Annotated in this window: 18 protein-coding genes and 1 tRNA gene; 8 read left to right on the forward strand and 11 right to left on the reverse strand. The window is 56.0% G+C overall.

Features of this window, described 5'->3' with window-relative positions; all coding sequences use genetic code 11:
* Positions 1-30 precede the first annotated feature (30 nt).
* Positions 31-1,662, forward strand: coding sequence for a CTP synthase (locus JN414_RS08735; protein ID WP_202207549.1), 1,632 nt, complete (start codon positions 31-33; stop codon positions 1,660-1,662).
* On the forward strand, positions 1,659-2,483 hold the full coding sequence (kdsA, locus tag JN414_RS08740; RefSeq protein ID WP_202207550.1) for a 3-deoxy-8-phosphooctulonate synthase: 825 nt from the start codon (positions 1,659-1,661) through the stop codon (positions 2,481-2,483). Before JN414_RS08735 ends, kdsA begins: the two co-directional genes overlap by 4 nt.
* Here the strand turns inward: kdsA and JN414_RS08745 are convergent.
* Positions 2,471-2,956 carry a DUF3429 domain-containing protein gene (locus JN414_RS08745; protein WP_046901665.1) on the reverse strand — a complete coding sequence of 162 codons (486 nt, stop codon included), beginning with the start codon at positions 2,954-2,956 and terminating at the stop codon, positions 2,471-2,473. The two genes, kdsA and JN414_RS08745, sit on opposite strands and share 13 nt — an antisense overlap.
* Positions 2,957-3,057: 101 nt before the next feature.
* Here JN414_RS08745 and eno point away from each other — a divergent pair, with 101 nt between their 5' ends.
* Positions 3,058-4,338 carry a phosphopyruvate hydratase gene (gene eno, locus JN414_RS08750; RefSeq protein WP_064272901.1) on the forward strand — a complete coding sequence of 427 codons (1,281 nt, stop codon included), beginning with the start codon at positions 3,058-3,060 and terminating at the stop codon, positions 4,336-4,338.
* 147 nt (positions 4,339-4,485) lie between these two features.
* Positions 4,486-4,815: a septum formation initiator family protein gene (locus JN414_RS08755; protein WP_046901667.1), complete on the forward strand. Its 330-nt coding sequence runs from the start codon at positions 4,486-4,488 to the stop codon at positions 4,813-4,815.
* Between the two features lie 115 nt (positions 4,816-4,930).
* On the opposite strand, the gene rpmG is transcribed toward JN414_RS08755, so the two are convergent.
* Positions 4,931-5,098 carry a 50S ribosomal protein L33 gene (gene rpmG, locus JN414_RS08760; RefSeq protein ID WP_046901668.1) on the reverse strand — a complete coding sequence of 56 codons (168 nt, stop codon included), beginning with the start codon at positions 5,096-5,098 and terminating at the stop codon, positions 4,931-4,933.
* 307 nt (positions 5,099-5,405) lie between these two features.
* On the opposite strand from rpmG, the gene lexA reads away from it, so the two are divergent.
* Positions 5,406-6,131 (forward strand): transcriptional repressor LexA, encoded by a 726-nt coding sequence (gene lexA / locus JN414_RS08765; RefSeq protein WP_202207552.1) that lies wholly within the window; start codon positions 5,406-5,408, stop codon positions 6,129-6,131.
* A gap of 52 nt (positions 6,132-6,183) precedes the next feature.
* Here the strand turns inward: lexA and JN414_RS08770 are convergent, their stop codons facing one another.
* From JN414_RS08770 to JN414_RS08785, 4 genes are all read right to left on the reverse strand, one after another.
* Positions 6,184-6,789: a hypothetical protein gene (locus JN414_RS08770; protein ID WP_202207553.1), complete on the reverse strand. Its 606-nt coding sequence runs from the start codon at positions 6,787-6,789 to the stop codon at positions 6,184-6,186.
* 101 nt (positions 6,790-6,890) lie between these two features.
* Entirely contained in the window at positions 6,891-7,493 is a 603-nt protein-coding gene (pgsA, locus tag JN414_RS08775) for a CDP-diacylglycerol--glycerol-3-phosphate 3-phosphatidyltransferase (RefSeq protein WP_202207615.1), read from the reverse strand.
* A gap of 109 nt (positions 7,494-7,602) precedes the next feature.
* Complete coding sequence (gene uvrC / locus JN414_RS08780) at positions 7,603-9,522, reverse strand: excinuclease ABC subunit UvrC (protein ID WP_375781681.1); 1,920 nt, start codon at positions 9,520-9,522, stop codon at positions 7,603-7,605.
* Between the two features lie 314 nt (positions 9,523-9,836).
* On the reverse strand, positions 9,837-10,844 hold the full coding sequence (locus JN414_RS08785; RefSeq protein ID WP_202207554.1) for a dipeptidase: 1,008 nt from the start codon (positions 10,842-10,844) through the stop codon (positions 9,837-9,839).
* An 80-nt stretch (positions 10,845-10,924) separates the two neighbouring features.
* On the opposite strand from JN414_RS08785, the gene JN414_RS08790 reads away from it, so the two are divergent.
* Complete coding sequence (locus JN414_RS08790) at positions 10,925-11,722, forward strand: exodeoxyribonuclease III (protein ID WP_202207617.1); 798 nt, start codon at positions 10,925-10,927, stop codon at positions 11,720-11,722.
* Between the two features lie 17 nt (positions 11,723-11,739).
* Here JN414_RS08790 and JN414_RS08795 read toward each other — a convergent pair whose 3' ends face one another.
* Positions 11,740-12,474, reverse strand: a complete 735-nt coding sequence (locus JN414_RS08795; RefSeq protein WP_086633203.1) for a response regulator transcription factor — start codon at positions 12,472-12,474, stop codon at positions 11,740-11,742.
* Positions 12,475-12,631: 157 nt separating this feature from the next.
* On the opposite strand from JN414_RS08795, the gene JN414_RS08800 reads away from it, so the two are divergent.
* Positions 12,632-13,141 (forward strand): L,D-transpeptidase, encoded by a 510-nt coding sequence (locus JN414_RS08800; protein WP_202207555.1) that lies wholly within the window; start codon positions 12,632-12,634, stop codon positions 13,139-13,141.
* On the opposite strand, the gene JN414_RS08805 is transcribed toward JN414_RS08800, so the two are convergent.
* A complete protein-coding gene (locus JN414_RS08805) occupies positions 13,138-14,961 on the reverse strand; it encodes a sodium:proton antiporter (RefSeq protein ID WP_202207556.1) in 1,824 nt (607 codons plus the stop codon). The genes JN414_RS08800 and JN414_RS08805 overlap by 4 nt on opposite strands.
* A 97-nt stretch (positions 14,962-15,058) precedes the next feature.
* On the opposite strand from JN414_RS08805, the gene JN414_RS08810 reads away from it, so the two are divergent.
* Complete coding sequence (locus JN414_RS08810; protein ID WP_202207557.1) at positions 15,059-15,589, forward strand: GNAT family N-acetyltransferase; 531 nt, start codon at positions 15,059-15,061, stop codon at positions 15,587-15,589.
* Here the strand turns inward: JN414_RS08810 and JN414_RS08815 are convergent.
* From JN414_RS08815 to JN414_RS08825, 3 genes are all read right to left on the reverse strand, one after another.
* Entirely contained in the window at positions 15,531-16,865 is a 1,335-nt protein-coding gene (locus JN414_RS08815; protein WP_202207558.1) for an RsmB/NOP family class I SAM-dependent RNA methyltransferase, read from the reverse strand. The two genes, JN414_RS08810 and JN414_RS08815, sit on opposite strands and share 59 nt — an antisense overlap.
* A 56-nt stretch (positions 16,866-16,921) precedes the next feature.
* Positions 16,922-18,415: an IMP dehydrogenase gene (gene guaB / locus JN414_RS08820; protein ID WP_202207559.1), complete on the reverse strand. Its 1,494-nt coding sequence runs from the start codon at positions 18,413-18,415 to the stop codon at positions 16,922-16,924.
* 150 nt (positions 18,416-18,565) lie between these two features.
* Positions 18,566-18,639, reverse strand: a tRNA-Gln gene (locus JN414_RS08825).
* Positions 18,640-18,697 lie beyond the last annotated feature (58 nt).

An 18,697-nucleotide genomic window follows, 5' to 3' on the forward strand; every position in this document is an offset into this window, starting at 1 on the left:
GCCCCCACCTTCGGTGTATGAGGAGCGCCCATGACGCGCTTCGTATTCATCACCGGCGGTGTGGTATCTTCTCTCGGCAAGGGCATCGCTTCTGCGGCTCTTGCTGCTCTCCTCCAGGCACGCGGTTACAAGGTCCGCATGCGTAAGCTGGACCCTTACCTGAACGTGGATCCGGGCACGATGAGCCCGTATCAGCATGGCGAGGTGTTCATTACTGACGACGGGGCCGAAACCGACCTCGACCTTGGTCATTATGAGCGCTTTACGGGCGTCCATGCCCGCCGTGCAGACAACACCACAACAGGTCGCATCTATTCCGATGTCATCGCCCGCGAACGTCGCGGCGACTATCTGGGCGGAACCGTTCAGGTCATTCCCCACATCACGGACGCCATCAAGGATGTCGTGGTGGCTGGGACGGAAGAGTATGATTTCGTTCTGGTGGAAATTGGCGGAACGGTTGGCGACATTGAGAGCCTTCCTTTCCTTGAAGCCATTCGTCAGCTTCGCAATGATCTGGGGCATAACCAGACCATGTGCGTTCATTTGACGCTGCTGCCTTACATCCCCTCAGCCGGTGAGTTGAAGACGAAACCGACGCAGCATTCCGTCAAGGAACTGCAGAATGTCGGCATTCAGCCACAGGTGCTGCTGTGTCGTTCGGATCGTCCGATTCCGGAAAACGAACGCCGCAAGATCGCGAACTTCTGTAACGTCCGTTCGGAAGCTGTGATTGCGGCGCTGGATGTGGATACGATCTACGCGTGCCCAATTTCGTACCATAACGAAGGCATGGATCGCGAAGTTCTGCGTTATTTCGGTCTGCCGTTCGAAGGTTCGCCGGACCTGACGCGCTGGGAAAAGATCGTCCACGCGATTCGTGAGCCTGAGGGTGAGGTCAAGGTTGCTGTCGTCGGCAAGTACACGGCGCTTCTGGACAGCTACAAGTCGTTGGCGGAAGCCCTGCTGCATGGCGGTATCGCGAACAATGTACGCGTCAAACTCGACTGGATCGAATCGGAAGAATTCGAGAAGTCAGGTGATATTGCCGAGCGCCTGAAGGATGCGGATGCCATTCTGGTTCCGGGCGGCTTCGGTGAGCGTGGCGCAGAAGGCAAGATTCAGGCCGTCCGCTATGCGCGTGAAAACGGCATTCCGTTCCTTGGTATTTGCTTCGGCATGCAGATGGCCGTGATCGAATGTGCCCGTTCGCTTGCTGGCCTCACGAAAGCGTCTTCCACTGAATTCGGCCCCACAAGTGAGCCGCTGGTCGGCCTCATGACGGAATGGGCGAACGGCAATGAGCTGATGCGCCGTCGTGAAGGCGGTGATCTTGGCGGCACGATGCGTCTCGGTGCATTCCCTGCCAGGCTGGCAGCAGGATCACGTGCCGCTGAGATCTATGGTACGACCGATATTCGCGAGCGTCACCGTCATCGCTGGGAAGTGAACCTTCACTACAAGGATCGCCTGGAAAAGACGGGTCTGCGTTTCTCTGGGATGTCTCCGGACGGCGTTCTGCCGGAAGTGGTGGAGTATCCAGATCATCCATGGTTCATCGGCGTGCAATATCATCCGGAACTGCTGTCCAAGCCGTTCGATCCGCATCCGCTTTTCGCAGGATTTATCGGGGCAGCTCGTAAGCGGGCTGAAAGCAAGTGAGCTTCCAGATTGGAAAGCTTGAGATTGGTCAGGACCGGCCCTTCACCCTGATTGCAGGGCCATGCCAGATCGAATCCCGAGATCATGCCGTGGAGATGGCAGACGCGCTCTCCACGTTATGTCGAGAGCTGGATATCGGGCTGATCTACAAGAGCAGTTATGACAAGGCGAACCGTAGTTCCGTGAATGCGGCCCGCGGTGTAGGCATGGAGATGGGGCTGGATATTCTCTCTTCTATCCGTGAACGCTTTGACGTTCCTGTTCTGACGGATGTTCATGCTGCCGAGCAATGTGCTGTCGCTGCGGAGGCTGTGGACGTGCTCCAGATCCCCGCTTTCCTGTGTCGACAAACTGACCTCCTGCTTGCTGCCGGGCAAACGGGGCGTGCCATCAATGTCAAGAAGGGTCAGTTTCTGGCGCCTTGGGATATGGCAAATGTCGCGGCCAAGCTGGCTTCCACCGGTAACGAGCGAATCATGCTCTGTGATCGTGGCACGAGCTTTGGTTACAACACGCTCGTCAGTGATATGCGCGGCCTGCCGATTATGGCTCAGACGGGTTATCCGGTTGTTTTCGATGCCACCCACTCTGTGCAGCAACCGGGTGGTCTAGGGGCCTCCACGGGCGGACAGAGGGAGTTTGTTGAACCCCTCGCCCGTGCAGCGTTGTCTATCGGTGTTGCGGCAGTTTTCATCGAGACACACCAGGACCCGGATTATGCTCCGAGTGATGGTCCAACAATGGTGCCACTTTCAGAAATGCGGGCCTTGTTGACCCGCCTTAAAGCGTTTGACGCTTTGGCCAAATCCTACAGCGTATAATTCTGTAACGGCGCCAGGGCTGCCATGAGGAGACTTATGACAGCCCCCACCGTCAGAACGCCTCTCAGGGGCATGTATCCCGGTGGCAGCGCGCCATTCTTCCAAGCCATTCGTTCTACAGCAAACGTTGCCAGAAAACCGATAACCTCAAGCAGGTATCCGGCGCGCAGTCCTCCAAGCAGTCCGACGCAGAGGGAAAGCCATGCCCAGAGCGCAGGGCAGACACCCAGGAGGAGTCTCTGGCGGTCACGATCTGCCGTTCCCTGAACTGTGATGATATCTGGCCGCTCCATGGCGAGGCCCCAGTGGACTGCGCCGAGAAAAGACAGGATGCATGCCCCATAGGCCAGAAGAATAACGGTTAGATGCGGGAGTGGAGAAAAAAGTCCTGCGAGGAAAATCCACCCACCAAGGGTCAGGAAAGGTATAAGTCCTGCCAAACCGAGGATCAGGGCGAGGAAAGGAAGACGCATGTCGTCGATTGACCTTATGTTCTGATTTTGAGACGAAACGGTGATCCGTTCCGAACGGTTATGAGCCACCCCCGGTTCACGCATATCCAGGAGAGCTTCCATTGAGCGCCATTGTTGATATCACCGCCCGCGAGATCCTGGACAGCCGTGGTAACCCAACCGTTGAGGTTGAGGTTGAGCTGTCGTCTGGTGCCCGCGGTCGCGCCGCCGTTCCCTCTGGCGCTTCTACTGGCGCCCACGAAGCTGTCGAGCTGCGTGACGGGGACAAGTCCCGTTACAACGGCAAAGGTGTCCTGAAGGCCTGTGGGTTCGTTGAAGACGAAATCCTTGAAGTGCTGCAGGGTGCAGAGTCTGAAGACCAGATCGCCATCGACAACGCGATGATCGAGCTGGATGGCACGCCGAATAAGTCCCGCATTGGTGCGAATGCAATTCTCGGCGTTTCTCTCGCGGTTGCCAAGGCGACGGCAGAAGAGCTGGAACTACCGCTCTATCGCTATGTCGGTGGCGTTTTCGCGCACACGCTTCCGGTTCCCATGATGAACATCGTGAATGGTGGCGAACACGCGGATAACCCGATCGACATTCAGGAGTTCATGATCCAGCCAGTTGGTGCGCCGACGTTGGCTGATGCCGTGCGCATGGGTTCTGAAATCTTCGCCGCTCTCAAGAAGGGTCTGTCTGCTGCTGGTCACAACACCAATGTTGGTGATGAGGGCGGTTTTGCTCCGGGTCTGAAGTCTGCTGATGAAGCTCTGAGCTTCATTACGAAGTCCGTTGAGGCTGCCGGGTATCGTCCGGGCGATGACGTGACGTTTGCCCTCGATTGTGCAGCGACCGAGTTCTACAGCAACGGCCGTTACAACCTGAAGGGTGAAGGCAAAGAGTTCGACTCTTCAGGCATGATCTCTTACCTCGAAGATCTCGCCAAGAAATATCCGATTGTCTCCATCGAAGATGGTCTGGCTGAGGATGACTGGGAAGGCTGGGCTGAACTGACGTCCCGTCTAGGTGATCGTCTCCAGCTTGTTGGTGATGATCTGTTCGTGACCAATCCTGAGCGCCTTCGTCGCGGCATCAAGGCTAAGACGGCCAACTCCCTGCTCGTGAAGGTCAATCAGATTGGCACGCTGACGGAGACGCTGGAAGCAGTCGAGACAGCGCATAAGGCTGGCTACACCTGCGTCATGAGCCACCGTTCTGGTGAGACTGAAGACGCCGTGATTGCAGATCTTGCTGTTGCTACGAACTGTGGTCAGATCAAGACGGGTTCCCTCTCCCGCTCTGACCGCACGGCTAAGTACAACCAGCTGATCCGCATTGAGCAGCAGCTTGGAAGCGCAGCCCGTTATGCGGGTCGCAGCATTCTCAAGTCCGCCTGATCAACAAACGCCGGCCTCCATTTGGGAGGCCGGTTTTATAGGCGCGTTAAAATAATCTACTGTCTTGAACAACAGTGATTGTTTCGCAGCCTCTCTCTGAGCTAGGCTGTTGGGAAGTTTTCAAGCCAAGGGAGCCTGTTACCCCGCGTGAGACCCGTCAGACTTATCAAACGTGCCATCCGCGCGGTTGCTCCCCCTGTGCTCTTTCTGTCCCTGACCGCTTATTTCGGGTGGAACGCCCTTCACGGCGCTCATGGTATCCGTGCCTATCAGGATCAGCTTGTGCTTCAGCAGCAGGCCATCCAGGCGCAACAGGATGCCAAAGATGAGCAGGCGGTGTGGCATCGTCGCGTGCTTGCGCTCAAAGAGAAGGCTCTTGATGCCGACATTCTGGACGAGCGTTCACGTGCCATGCTTAATCTGACGCGGAACGGCGATATTGTTATCCCCTATGGACCACACGACAAACTTTTCTAAGAGCCGCTTCAGGCTCTTTTTTTATGTTTGGTGAAGTTTTGTTTGCCGGAAACTGAGCCAATAAAAAAGGCGACCCGAAGGCCGCCTTTTTTAAAGTCGTATGATCCGCGAGATCTTACTTGATCTTGGCTTCGCGGAAGGTCACGTGCTTGCGGGCAACCGGGTCATACTTACGGACTTCCATCTTGCCCGTAGCAGAACGTGCGTTCTTCTTCGTGACGTAGAAGTAGCCGGTGTCAGCCGACGAGACGAGACGGATCTGAATAACGTTGCTTTTTCCCATGATACCCTCGGGCTTGCGCCGTCCTGATGCCGCTCGCAAGTGCCAAAGCAGCAGGTTGATCTAGTTCGGCGCAACATGCTGATTTGTATGTCTCAGGTCAAGGCTTTCTGAAGAAAATCCAGGGATAAGGTGTATTTTTCCGCAAAAACCCGCGTTTTCTGCCGGATAAAAGCTTTATTGATGCCCCGTAGATATCCTTGCAGGTGGACAAAGGGGAACCTATAAGGAACAAAAGAGCTCTGCATACGATTATGCAATGTCTCGATCTTCAGATTTTGCCTCCACCGAGGCGCATGGGAGCGCCTGTATGCTGACGCGTAAGCAGCACCAGCTTTTGCTATACATTGACGAACATCTTCGGCGGACGGGCTATTCCCCTTCCTTCGATGAAATGAAGGACGCCCTAGAGCTTCGTTCCAAATCAGGAATTCATCGCCTCATCTCCGCCCTTGAAGAGCGTGGCTTTCTGCGGCGCCATCATCATCGTGCGAGAGCGCTTGAAGTCCTACGTCTGCCTCATATGGGCCTTGAGGCCCCGGTTGTGGATACCGTGGCTAATCCGGCGCCTTTCGTTCCAACAGTTGTTGAGGGTGGTCGTCAGGATCTTCCCGGGACATTTTCCGAGGCGCCTCGCTCTCCCGTTGAAAACACAAGCGTTCAGCTTCCACTTTATGGACGCATTGCTGCCGGCCTCCCTATTGAGGCCTTGCAGGATGATAGCGCACAGATTCAGGTGCCATCGTCCCTGCTCGGCACTGGAGAGCATTATGCTCTCACAGTCGCGGGTGATTCCATGATTGAAGCTGGCATTTTGGACGGTGATGTTGCCATCATCCGTCGCGGCGAAGTGGCGGATAATGGTCAGATCGTTGTTGCGCTGATTGATGATCAGGAAGTGACCCTCAAGAAGCTGCGCCGTCGTGGTTCTACGATTGCTTTGGAAGCCGCTAATCGGGAATACGAGACACGTATTCTGCCTGCTGCGCGTGTGCGCATACAGGGGCGGCTGGTCGCCCTTTTCAGGCATTACTGAAAGAACTGCCTTGTCGGATTAATGCTCCGGCAAGGCAGATAATTTCTGATGATTATTTATTAGGAACTGACGGTACGCCGCGCACGACGCGGACTTTACCGTCAGGAGCGATCAGAGTGCTCGTTCCGTCCCCATTCGGGATGATGATTGTTTTGTCGGGGTTTTTGTTCAGGAAGCGACCAGCATTATCCGGAACGCTCGTCGGAAGCGTAGGAATAAAGTGACTGCGATCTTCCGAAACGCCCCGCATTGCGTCGATCTTCTCACCGACGGACATGGTATCGCCTGACTTCATCTGCGGCCCAGATACGCCAAGAGCACCGGCACCGGCGATGCCGCCCATGAAATTCTTGTCGAGTGTGGCGCCACCAAAATACGTGGCTGGATCGCCGAGAGCCTTATTAAATACGCTGTCAGGGTTTACCACGTCTTTAAGGGTTGGCAGAGGCTGAGGTGAGCCAGGCCACATATTCCCACCTTCTGGCAGGATTGGTGCAGCCGCTACGAATTCACCGCGTGCTCTGCGAAGGTTCTCACTATCGCCATGGGGAGCATTAGGGTTACTTCCCGACCACAGCGCGGTGTCATTGAAAAACTTACCCATGCCCGCACAGCCGCTCAGGGCCAGAGGTAATGCCAGTAGAGCGGCCTTACGCATTGTGTACTCCCATAAGGTCGATCCCTGAACTCTAGCTGTCATAAGTTAAAAGCGCCAGATGACGAGCCGATAACTGCAATAATAATCACGGCTAGTCCAGATCAGGAGACGATCTTTGAAGACTTGCGCGGCTGAGAAGCCATCATTCGGGTGAGCCCGGCAGTGAGGTAACCCCACCCGCTCAGAACTGTTGGGATAACTGAAATCCAGAGCAGAATACCACCGATCAGTGTGGCGGGCAGGAATGAGATATGCAGCGTGACTGCAGCTTTGTCTCCCCCGATCAGAAAACCGATCGCGACCATCTGAATGCCGGTCTTCCATTTCGCGAGCCGAGTGGATGGAAGTGTTGCGCGCTGGGAGGCCATGTATTCACGTAGGCCACTAACAAGAATTTCGCGCAGCATAATGATGATGGCCGCGTAGAGGGAATACACTGGGAGTACTGTCAGGCCTGCCAGTGCGAGCAGAAGTGCGCCAACAAGGAGCTTGTCAGCAATCGGGTCCATCATCCGCCCCAACTCGGACAGCATCTGCCACCGACGTGCCAGGGCACCATCCAGATAATCCGTAATACAGGCAGCCGTATACACAACGCAGGCCGCAACGTTACCGAGTGCGGAATGCAGCGCCAGCAAAGCGACCAGAACAGGAATGGCCGCAATACGGAGCAGAGTCAGGACGTTTGGTAGATCAGTCAGCATCACGAAGCAGTCTAGAACAGTTTATCCGTCTCCGGTATGCGCCAATCCGCTCTGAATGTGTGTATTTTTTATGCCAAGCCAGTGTTCAAAGGGAGACCTCACGGAATTGTCAGCTCTGTGTCCGTAGCCATTCGGGATGGAAGTGTCCGTAGATGGCTCTGGCCGTTCCCGAACTGATTCCCGGTGCAGTTTCAAGCTCTTCGAGACTGGCCTGTCTTACGGTCTTGGCTGACCCGAAGTGATTCAGAAGTGCCTTCTTTCGGGCCCCTCCGATTCCCGGAACATCATCCAGTTCGGATTTCCGAAGCCCTTTGGAGCGCCCTGCCCTGTGTGTCGTAATGGCAAAACGATGGGCTTCATCTCTCAGGCGTTGAAGATAGTAGAGAACCGGATCTCTCGGTGGGAGTTGGAACGGTGACTGTGTTTCAGTGAAAAACCATTCGCGGCCAGCATCACGATCCGGGCCTTTGGCAATCGCCACAATGGGAATTCCCGTAACCCCAAGGTCTGCCAAGACATTGCGAACAGCGTTGAACTGGCCCAGTCCACCATCGATCAGCAACAGATCGGGCCAATCCTCAGGCCTGTCCCCCTCCTCTCTGTTTTTCCCAAACCGGCGCTCCATGACCTCCCGCATCATTCCGAAATCATCGCCTGGAGTAACTGGGCCTTTAATGGCGTATTTCCGATAAGAGCGTTTTTCGAAGCCTTCTGGGCCACCCACGACCATGACGCCATAAGGCGCCTGACCCATGATGTGTGAGTTATCGTATGTTTCGATCCGCTGAGGCGTTTCAGGCAGATTGAAAACCTTTGCCACGCCTTCCAGAAGTTTGCGCTGACCCGTATTCTCCGCAAGTTTTCGCTCCAGAGCTTCCCGTGCGTTCAGGGCGGCATGGTCGACGACGCTCTTCTTCTCACCGCGTTGAGGGCAGGCAATTTCTACCTTCTGCTCTCTCTTGATGCTGAGAGCTTCCTCGACGAGCTTTTGTTCCGAAATTTCCTGATTCACCAGAATCACTGGTGGTGGAGGCTTGTTGTCGTAAAACTGAAGGAGGAAGGCAGACAGCACGTCAGCCGGGGTCTCTTCTTCTGCGTGAACAGGATAGAAGGCCCGGTTTCCGTTATTACGGCTGCCGCGAATGAAAAAGACCTGGATGCAGGTCTGCCCCGCGTCCTGCCAGATTGCTACGATGTCTGCATCCTGAATGGACGTCGGATTAATGGTCCCTGAGTTCTGGATGCTGGAAAATCCGCGGATACGATCCCGAATGGCAGCAGCCCGCTCATATTCCATGGCTGCGGATGCCCGTTCCATTTCAACGGCAAGCTCCTGCTGCAACTCAGTATTCTTACCCGAGAGAAACTGCCGCGCCTGCACGACCAGCTCGCTGTAATTTTCTTTGGAAATACGATCCACACAAGGGGCCGAGCAGCGTTTGATCTGAAACAGCAGGCAGGGTCGTGTTCGGCTCTTGAGAACCGCATCGGAGCATGATCGGAGGAGGAAAGTTTTCTGTACAAGGTTTAGCGTCTGGTTCACGGCCCAGGCTGAAGCAAATGGCCCCCAGTAGGTCGCGCCTTTGATGGGCTTTCCGCGCTGTTTGGTAAGCTGAGGAAATTCATGATTTTCAGTCAGCATTAGCCACGGATAGCTCTTGTCATCCCGCAGCAGGATATTGAAGCGCGGCTTCATGCGCTTGATGTAATTCGCTTCCAGCAGAAGAGCGTCAGCTTCCGTCCGGGTAATGACAATCTCCATTGAGACCGTCATGGACACCATGCGGCGCAGACGTTCCGGCAACTGGGCTATACGCGTATAGGAAGAAACGCGTTTCTTGAGGCTTAACGCCTTGCCCACATACAGAACCTCCCCTTTTTCGCTGAGCATGCGATACACGCCAGGGCTGTAGGGAATGGTTTTCAAAGCATCCCGAATAGCCTCGACGCCCTGCTTTTTCACAACGGGAACAGGAGCTTCTTCAGGCGTCATTGAGGTTTCTGTCTCTGTGGGCGTAGGGTCAGTCATGCCAGTTCTTCAGTCATCCACCGATCCTGTGGACAAGTCTGTGGGTTGCTCCATGACAGAATCATGAAGGCCAAGGTTTCCCGGCCTTGCCATCAGATTGCCTAATTTTTAATCAGTAAACGTAAGATATTGATAATAATGGAAAATATTTTCCGTTCCGTCATGGGGCAGAAAAATTTTCAGTTTGAGGCTCCTGTTGAACGGGACATGACGACTTTCCAAAGCATAGTGGATGAGTGCACTCTGCATTAAGTCTCAATGGTCCCGTTCTGTTCCCATTAGAGAGAACTTTTTTGCTGAACGAACGTGCTTTTTCAGGCTGAAATTGATGCTTGTTCGGCTTTTTCCATCAGGCGAAGCATATTACCACCCCAGATAGCAGCCAGTTCATCCGCCCCGAAGCCCACATTACGCAAGGCCTCAGTTACGGCAGGAGTTTGTGTGGCATCCTGCCAGCCCGGTATGCCTCCGCCGCCGTCGAAATCGGATGAGACGCCGACGTGCCGTACACCTATGCGCTCTGCGACATAGGCAACATGGCGCGCCAGATCCTCCACGGTTCCTCCGCCGCCTTTGCGCAGAAAAGACCCCATGGCGGTGATCTGGATCAGACCGTCGGTTTCTTTCAAACGATCAAGCTGCTCATCGTCGAGATTGCGCGGGTGATCGCAGAGACTTCGGACGCAGGAGTGGCTGGCGAATACCGGCGTGGTGGAAAGTTCTGACGCCTGCATCATGGTGGATTTTGCCGTGTGTGACACATCCACTAGCACACCATGGCGATTCATCTCGCGAATGGTCTCGCGACCCAGCTCAGACAATCCCCCATGAAGTTCCGTAACATCATTCAGGTCTTTTCTGGGGATGGCTGCATCAGCGAGAGCGTTGTGGCCATTATGGGTCAGGGTCAGGTATCTGACGCCATACTCTGCGGCCAGTTGGCCGATCCGCGACGGTACACCACCAAGCGCATGGCCATTTTCAATGGCGGGAACAATAGCGAGCGCTCCTGCCCGGAATGCTGAGCGGACATCCTCTGCTGTTCGGCAGATATTTGCGCTTAATCCGTCCTGATGTCCGCCGAGGGCATTGATGACCTTGAGCATCGCCTGAACACGGTGCCAGGCCTCTTCGTGGCCCGCTTCATCGCGTGGTCCCTGCGGAATATAGGCGGCAAGGCAGACAGAGCGAAGTTTGCCCTGATCGCATTTTCTTACATCGACTTTTCGGTCTGTGTTCAGAGACCAGGCATCCGCCTGATCGGGCCATGGAATATCGATATGGGTATCGAAAGTCAGAAGCGTGTCGTGCAGTTCAGTCATGATCCGTCCTAGATCGGGTGTGAGCGGGTCTGACGCAAGAGGTGCTTGTCAAAGCGCTCAATTCAGACGATCCAATGGTGATGCGTCTGATTACATGGAACATCAACTCCCTCCGGCTTCGTTTGCCGCTGCTGAAGAAGCTCGTTGAGGAGGAAAATCCGGACATTGTCTGCCTTCAGGAGACGAAAGTTCCCGATCCGCTCTTCCCGGCTGAAGCTCTTGTGGAGCTTGGCTTTCCGCATCAGCTCTATCGAGGAATGAAGGGATACAACGGGGTTGCAATCCTGTCCCGCCTGCCCCTCGACACAGTTGCGAATACGCCTGACTGGTGCAGCCGGAGCGATTGTCGGCACATCGCGGCATCAATCCAGACGCCTGGTGGGCCAGTGATGCTGCATGATTTCTATGTCCCTGCGGGGGGCGATATCCCGGATCCGGAAGAAAACGAAAAATTTGCTCACAAACTCGCGTTTGTAGAAGAAGCCGCGAAATGGTTCACGGATAGTCCACCAGTGCGCAGCATTGTGGTTGGAGATCTCAATATCGCTCCGTTGGAGCATGATGTCTGGAGCCATCGTCAGCTTCTCAAAATCGTCAGCCATACGCCGCCGGAGACCGAGCGACTTAATACGTGGATGGCGGCAGGGTTTGAGGACGCCATGAGGCGGATTACGCCTGAGCCCACCAAATTGTATACATGGTGGTCCTACAGGAACAAGGACTGGAAAAAGTCAGATCGTGGAAGGCGCCTAGATCATGTCTGGCTTACGCCAGATCTGATGCCAGGCCTTCGAAATATTCGTGTTCTGCGGGATGTTCGCGATTGGGACAGCCCTTCAGATCACGTGCCGGTCGTGCTGGATTTCGATCCAGCCTGACCGGCAGGGCCTGAGTATCAGGCTGTCAGTGATTCGGCCGTAGCAACAGTGCGGCCTTCCGGGTCAAGACGATACCCACCACCCTCAGTGATCAGCAGGGACGTCTTGGTGGGGTCTGGCTCGATTTTCTGGCGAAGACGATAGATATGCGTCTCAAGCGTATGGGTCGTCACTGCAGCGTTGTAACCCCAGACTTCGTTCAGAAGCACCTGACGGGCGACGGGGCGCTGACCGGCCCGGTAAAGATACTTGAGAATCGCGGCTTCTTTTTCAGTCAGGCGAATGCGGCGATTGCGGGCCGTCTCAACCAGAAGTTTGGCTGATGGACGAAACGCGTAAGGGCCGATTTCAAAAACGGCATCTTCGCTGTTTTCAAAGATCCGGAGCTGTGCCCGAAGACGCGCCAGCAGTTCCCCGATACGGAATGGCTTTGCGACATAGTCGTTTGCGCCTGCATCAAGCCCGCGGACAACATCACTTTCATCGTCTGAACCGGTCAGAATAATGATCGGCATCCGAACGCCTTCGCGACGAAGCTCCGCACAGAAGTCGCGGCCGTCTCCGTCAGGAAGGGTGATGTCCAGCAGCATGGCGTCGTAACGGGCACCAGGCTTCTTGAGGAGCTCTCTTGCTGTTGCCACGGAGACTGCTTCCACAGCCTCAAGTTCGCCACCGTGCTGGAGTTGCTCTGTCAGCAGGCTTCGTAGCGTATCGTCATCATCTACCACGAGGATGGGCCGGGGACCTGCCATAATACCTGTCTCGTTTTATCTAGGCGGAAAACGTCACATCCGCATGTGTTCGCGTTAATAGGCCACGCATCCAATTCTGCCTATCCTGCACCGCAGGACCAGCAGCACACTTGCCATCTGAGATATGACAAATACTTATCCGAAAGGGAACAGCAACATGACTAAAGCTATTTTGAGAATCACTGAGGGCCGCGCTTTTCTTCACTTTCGTAATGTAATCATTCCGGCTTTGATCGGGGCTGGTGGTATTCGCCTTGACAAGCGTGAAGGCGATCACGCGACCCCTGTAGGTGAACTACCCCTCCGCCGTATCCTGTATCGCGCAGATCGTGTGGAAAAGCCTGTTTCCGGCGCGGGTTTACCTATCGAGCCGATTGCTGCTTCGGATGGTTGGTGCGATGACGGATCGCACCCGGATTATAACCGTCCGGTGACACTTCCTCACCCTGCGTCATATGAGAAAATGTGCCGGGATGATCATGTCTATGATCTCTGCATTGTGATGGGGTGGAATGACGTCACCATCGAGTCGGGACGTGGGTCTGCAATTTTCCTGCATCTGCCTCCCGTCAGCGGTGTGACGGAAGGCTGTATTGCATTGCAGGAAAAGGACCTGCGTTATGTGCTGGAACAGGGTCTGACGGCTATCATGGTGGAAGCGCCTTAAGCTGCCTCTTCCTCTGTGTGTCGAGTGTCAGTCGGCGGTACCATCGAGATCATCAGGTCCCCAGGCATCGGGGTGATGACAGTCGGATCTTCTGCCGAACGAATGAGAATGGCAGAGCGTCTGCTGACAAGGATATCGAGGCGATTGTCGTCCGTTCCAAACCCTGCCGCATTGGCCTCATTGGCTGCACGGGATACGAAGCGCCAGCCTTGCTCGAACAGGGTATCGAACAGGGTGTAATTCCAAGCGGGTTCTCCCAGAACCTTTCCTCGGGAGTCACGGGAAAGCCCATGATAAAAATCTAGTCGGGCCACACCCGGGCTGATCTGGAATACCCGTTCCCGCCCCATGGCTGGCGCGAGATGTCCGCAGATCATCCCATTATAGATGCCGTCTCCGGTCGTTGCGATCAGGTAGTCTGCTGGTCGTTCTTCCAGTGCTTCCTGCCCGTGCTGGGACAGCAGTTCGGTCCTTAGAACTGGAATGTCGAGCTGCGCGGCAGCCATCAGTGCGCTGGATCGGTTGTCCACGAGCAGAACGGGAATGTTTTCACGATGGAGGCAGGCTGCAAGGTCGATGGACCATTTGCTCGCCCCCAGAATGGCGATGGCTGGATCATTCGAGAGTGTGAGCTTGAGAGCACGTGCGATTGGACGAAGCGAAAAGCCATGAAGGATCATGGTCACGGCGATAACGGCGAAGACCGCTGGCATAATGAGGTCAGCCGACTGGTAGCCCGTTTCTTTCAGGCGAATACCAGCGGCGCCCGCAACGGCCGCCGCAACGATGCCTCGGGGCGCAATCCATCCGACGAAGAGGCGCTCTTTCCAAGGCATGCTGGTGCCCAGGGTGGAAAAGAAAATTCCAACCGGACGTACGACGAACAGTACGACAAGCGTCAGCATCAGAATGGGAATGGAAAGGTGCTTGAGAACGTCTCGATGAAGATCTGCTGTCAGCAGGATGAACAGTACCGACACGACGAGAACCACCATCGATTCCTTGATGCGCCTTAGTTCTGCGACGCCTGGAATGTGGAGGTTGGTCAGTGCCATGCCAAAAATAGTGACCGCGACCAGGCCCGCGCCTTCCATTTCCAGATTGCAGGCCGTGAAAATCAGCAGTGCCATTGAGATGAGCACCGGCGTTTTGAGAATTTCCGGCATCATGTCGCGAGTGAAGAGATAACGGATCAGATAGGCTGGAAGAATGCCCGCCGAAATCGACTCAGTTGCAGCAGCGAGCAGATCAGGAAGTGTGTGGGTAAAAAAGACGCCGGTATGCAGGTCAACGTGCAGAAGCATGAGCTGCAGCACAACGGCTGCGAGAATCGCTCCCAGTGGATCATTGACGATGGCTTCCCATCGCAGGAACGCCGCGACACGAGGCTGGAGCTTGGCACTACGCAAAAGCGGGAGCACCACGGTTGGGCCTGTCACAACAATGATGGCGCCGAACAGCATCGACGTGCCCCATTCAAGGTGGGCAACGTAATGGGCCGCAAGTGATCCCAGAACCCAGTTGATGGGTAAGGCCAGCATCGTCAGGCGTGCGACACCTTCCCCGGCCTCACGGAGCTGCCGGATATCCAGAGCCATGCCGCCTTCAAACACGACAATGGCAACCAGGAGGGAGACCAGTGGTCTGAAGACCCAGCCCATCGTCTCTGAGGGGTGCACAATGCCCAGCCCAGGGCCGAACAGAAGCCCAATGGTGAACAGGAGCACGATTGCGGGAAGGCGAAACCGCCAGGCAACCCACTGGGCCAGCATTCCGGCCCCGAAGGTCGAGGCGATGCCGATGAAAATATCATACTGCATGTGTAAGAGCGCGTCGGTCCCGTGCTGATTTTGGAAACCGTATCATAACCCGGATAATGTGTTGGGCCTAACTGCGTGATTTTGAGAGTGTTATCCGATGGTTGAAACGATCCTGACCATTCGTCCGGCACAGTCCTTGGACCGAGAGGGTATCTGGCGCTTGCTGGCACCTGTTCTCAAGGCTGGGGAAACGTACGCTTTGCCGCGAACGTGGGGCCGTCGGCAGGCCTTGGCGTACTGGATGGCCGTCGAGCATCGTGTGTATGTCGCCGAGACAAAGACAGGCCAGATTGTGGGCACATTCTATGTGCAGGACAATCAGAAAGGCGGCGGTCAGCATGTTGCCAATGCTGGTTTTGTCGCAGCTACAGGATATGGTGCCGGAGCGACAATGGGACGATATGCCCTGAAAGAGGCGCAGGCGCTCGGATACAGGGCGATGCAGTTCAACTTTGTCGTCAGCACCAATCTGCGAGCCATTGCGCTTTGGAAGCATCTTGGTTTCAGGGTGGTTGGAACGCTACCCGGTGCGTTCAACCACCCTGAGCAAGGGTATGTGGATGCGCTTGTTATGTGGAAGGAGCTTCTTCCTGTGCCGTCTCAACCTTCTGTTCAACCCGCTGCATGACGCAGGCAAAGAAGCCATCCGTTCCGTCACGAAGGGGCGTCAGGGAAAACTGAGCCTTTTCGCGGAGTTCGGCTGGCAGAAGATCGGGTAGGTCTTCCGTAGCTACACGAACAAAATCTGTCCGACGCTTCAGGAATGCATCAATCTGCTGCCCGTTTTCAGCGGCCAAAAGAGAGCACGTCGCATAGATCATCCGGCCGCCGGATTTGACCAAAGATGCTGCGCGATCAAGGATTTCGGACTGTTTGATAACAAGTTCCTGAATGTCTTCAGGTGTCAGTCGCAGTCGTGCATCCGGGTTGCGGCGCCATGTGCCGGTGCCTGAACAGGGTGCATCCACCAGGACGCGATCAAAGCTTGCGGCACGACGCTTGGCCCATTTGTCGCCTGTGGTGAGCAGGTGCCGCTCAACATTATGCACCCCTGCCCGACGCAGACGTTTGACAGCCCCTTCAAGGCGCTTTTCATGAACGTCACAGGCAACGATATGGCCCTTGTTCTCCATGGTCATGGCAAGGGCAAGAGTCTTGCCGCCAGCTCCAGCGCAGTAATCCAGAACGCGGTGTTCCGGCCGGGCGCCAGCTGCCGCGACAACGAGCTGTGAGCCCTCGTCCTGAATTTCTACAAGTCCATCTTTGAAGGCCTGTGCTGCCGTAACCGGCTGACGGCCATCGAGGCGCAGGCCCCACGGCGACAGCTTGGTTGGGACGGCATTCAGGCCCTCACTCCTCAGAGCGCGCAGACCGTCCTCGCGGGTGCCCTTCAAAAGGTTTACGCGAAGATCCAAAGTCGGGGTTCCGAGCATGGCTTCCATTTCGTCAGCCATGCGGGATCCGAAAGTTTCGCGTAGGGCTGGCTCAATCCAGTCCGGATATTCGAGGCGGACTGCTACAGGCTGCTTCTGGGTAGAAAGTTCTTTTCCTTCCAGATGCTTAAGGTTCACATCTTCACGCGGCGTCAGAGGCTTTTGAGCATACCGCTCGCCACTGAATAACATGCGAACCTGATCCATCGTTGTGCCGGTTAGCAGCATGGAGGCAGCACATAGCAGGCGTGGAGAAATTTCGCCCTGGCTGCCTTCCAGGTGCCAGTGCAGCCGCCGCCAGCCACGCAGCACATCCCAGGCAAGCGTGGAAATGGCGCGCCGGTCTCCGCCGCCTATATAACGGCGTTCACGGAAAAAAGCGTTAGCGGTAGCGTCTGCGGGACGGCGGGGCGCATTCTGGATCGCACAAAGCAGATCAATGGCGCCGGAAAGGCGAGCTGCGGGGGTCATATCGCCCCCGTAGCCGGTTTGGCCTCTCAAAGCGAGAGGCCAATGCACAGGAAATGTCAGTCCCGGCGATAGTTCGGGGCTTCACGCGTGATTGTCACGTCATGGACATGGCTTTCACGAAGGCCCGCATTTGTGATGCGACGGAACATGGTGCGCACCTGAAGTTCCGCAACCGTGGCAGATCCGGTGTAGCCCATGCCAGCTTTCAGGCCGCCAACAAGCTGGTGCACGACTGGTGCCATGCCACCCTTGTAAGGAACCTGTCCTTCAATGCCTTCCGGAACTAGCTTCAGTGTATCGCGCACTTCAGCCTGGAAGTACCGATCAGCAGAGCCCCGGGCCATAGCCCCAAGGGACCCCATGCCGCGATACGATTTGTAGGAGCGGCCCTGATACAGGAACGTTTCGCCTGGGCTCTCGTCCGTGCCGGCCAGCAGCGAGCCAACCATCACGACGTCAGCACCGGCACCAATGGCCTTTACAATGTCACCGGATGTCCGGATGCCACCATCGGCGATGGCCGGAACATCAAGCTCATGACAGGCTGCTGCCGTTTCCATGACGGCGGAGAACTGCGGCACGCCCACACCGGCAACAACGCGCGTTGTGCAGATGGACCCCGGACCGATGCCCACCTTGATGCAGTCTGCTCCGGCTTCAATAAGGGCGCGAGCCGCCTGCGGGGTGGCGACGTTGCCAGCAATGACCTGAAGGCCTGGGTGGCGCTCCTTGAGTGTCCGGACAGTGCTCAGAACGCCGTGGGAGTGGCCATGAGCGGTATCAACGACAATAACGTCCACACCGGCTTCCACGAGGGCAGCAGCACGGTTCAGACCGTCCTCCCCAACGCCGACAGCGGCGGCGCAGCGAAGCCGTCCTTGCGCGTCCTTGATGGCGAGCGGATGCGTCGTCGCCTTGTCCATGTCCTTGACGGTGATGAGGCCGATGCAGCGGCCGCCCTCATCAACGACCAGCAGCTTTTCGATGCGGTGACGATGCAGCAGAGCGCGAGCTTCTTCAGGAGCAGCGCCATTCAGAACCGTGACAAGATTGTCCTTCGTCATCAGATCACGGACGCGGGTGTTCAGGTCCGTGGTGAAACGGACGTCACGGTTGGTCAGGATGCCAACCAGGATACCGGTTCCCTCTTCCACAACCGGAAGGCCAGAGACACCATGGCGCGCCATGATGGCATTCACTTCAGCCAGTGTCTGGTCCGGACCAACGGTGACCGGATTAACGACCATGCCAGATTCGAAGCGCTTTACGCGGCGGACCTGTTCGGCCTGCTCTTCAATAGAGAGGTTTTTGTGAATGACGCCCATGCCGCCCTGTTGGGCCATGGCAATGGCCATTCCGTCTTCCGTGACTGTGTCCATGGCCGAGGACATCAAAGGGATGTTCAGCTCGATGGTGCGCGTCAGGCGTGTGCGGGTGGATGTCTGGGCCGGAAGCACGGACGATTCAGCCGGTTCGACGAGAACATCGTCGAACGCCAGTGCTTCACGTATGCGTGCGTTAAAATCAGTTGTGCAGGAAGAGGATGTCATGCCCGCTGGCCCCCGTTGGTCATGCGTCGTGGGACGCTTGAAGTCTGAACCGGGGGCCAAGAGGCCCAGCCGGCCGTTGGCGGGTCCTCATAGACTAATTCCCCCCTGGAGGGGAAGTCTCTTTTTTGCGGTAGATTTTAAGGAATTTGTTGGCTGGGAGACCTGGATTCGAACCAGGGCTGACCGGGTCAGAGCCGGTAGTTCTACCGCTAAACTATCTCCCAAGCGGTGAGTGGGTGTTTACCCATCACGGCTGAGTGACGCAAGGGGGTCTTTCCACTT

The organism is Gluconobacter sp. Gdi (assembly GCF_014132155.1).
GTDB lineage: Bacteria > Pseudomonadota > Alphaproteobacteria > Acetobacterales > Acetobacteraceae > Gluconobacter.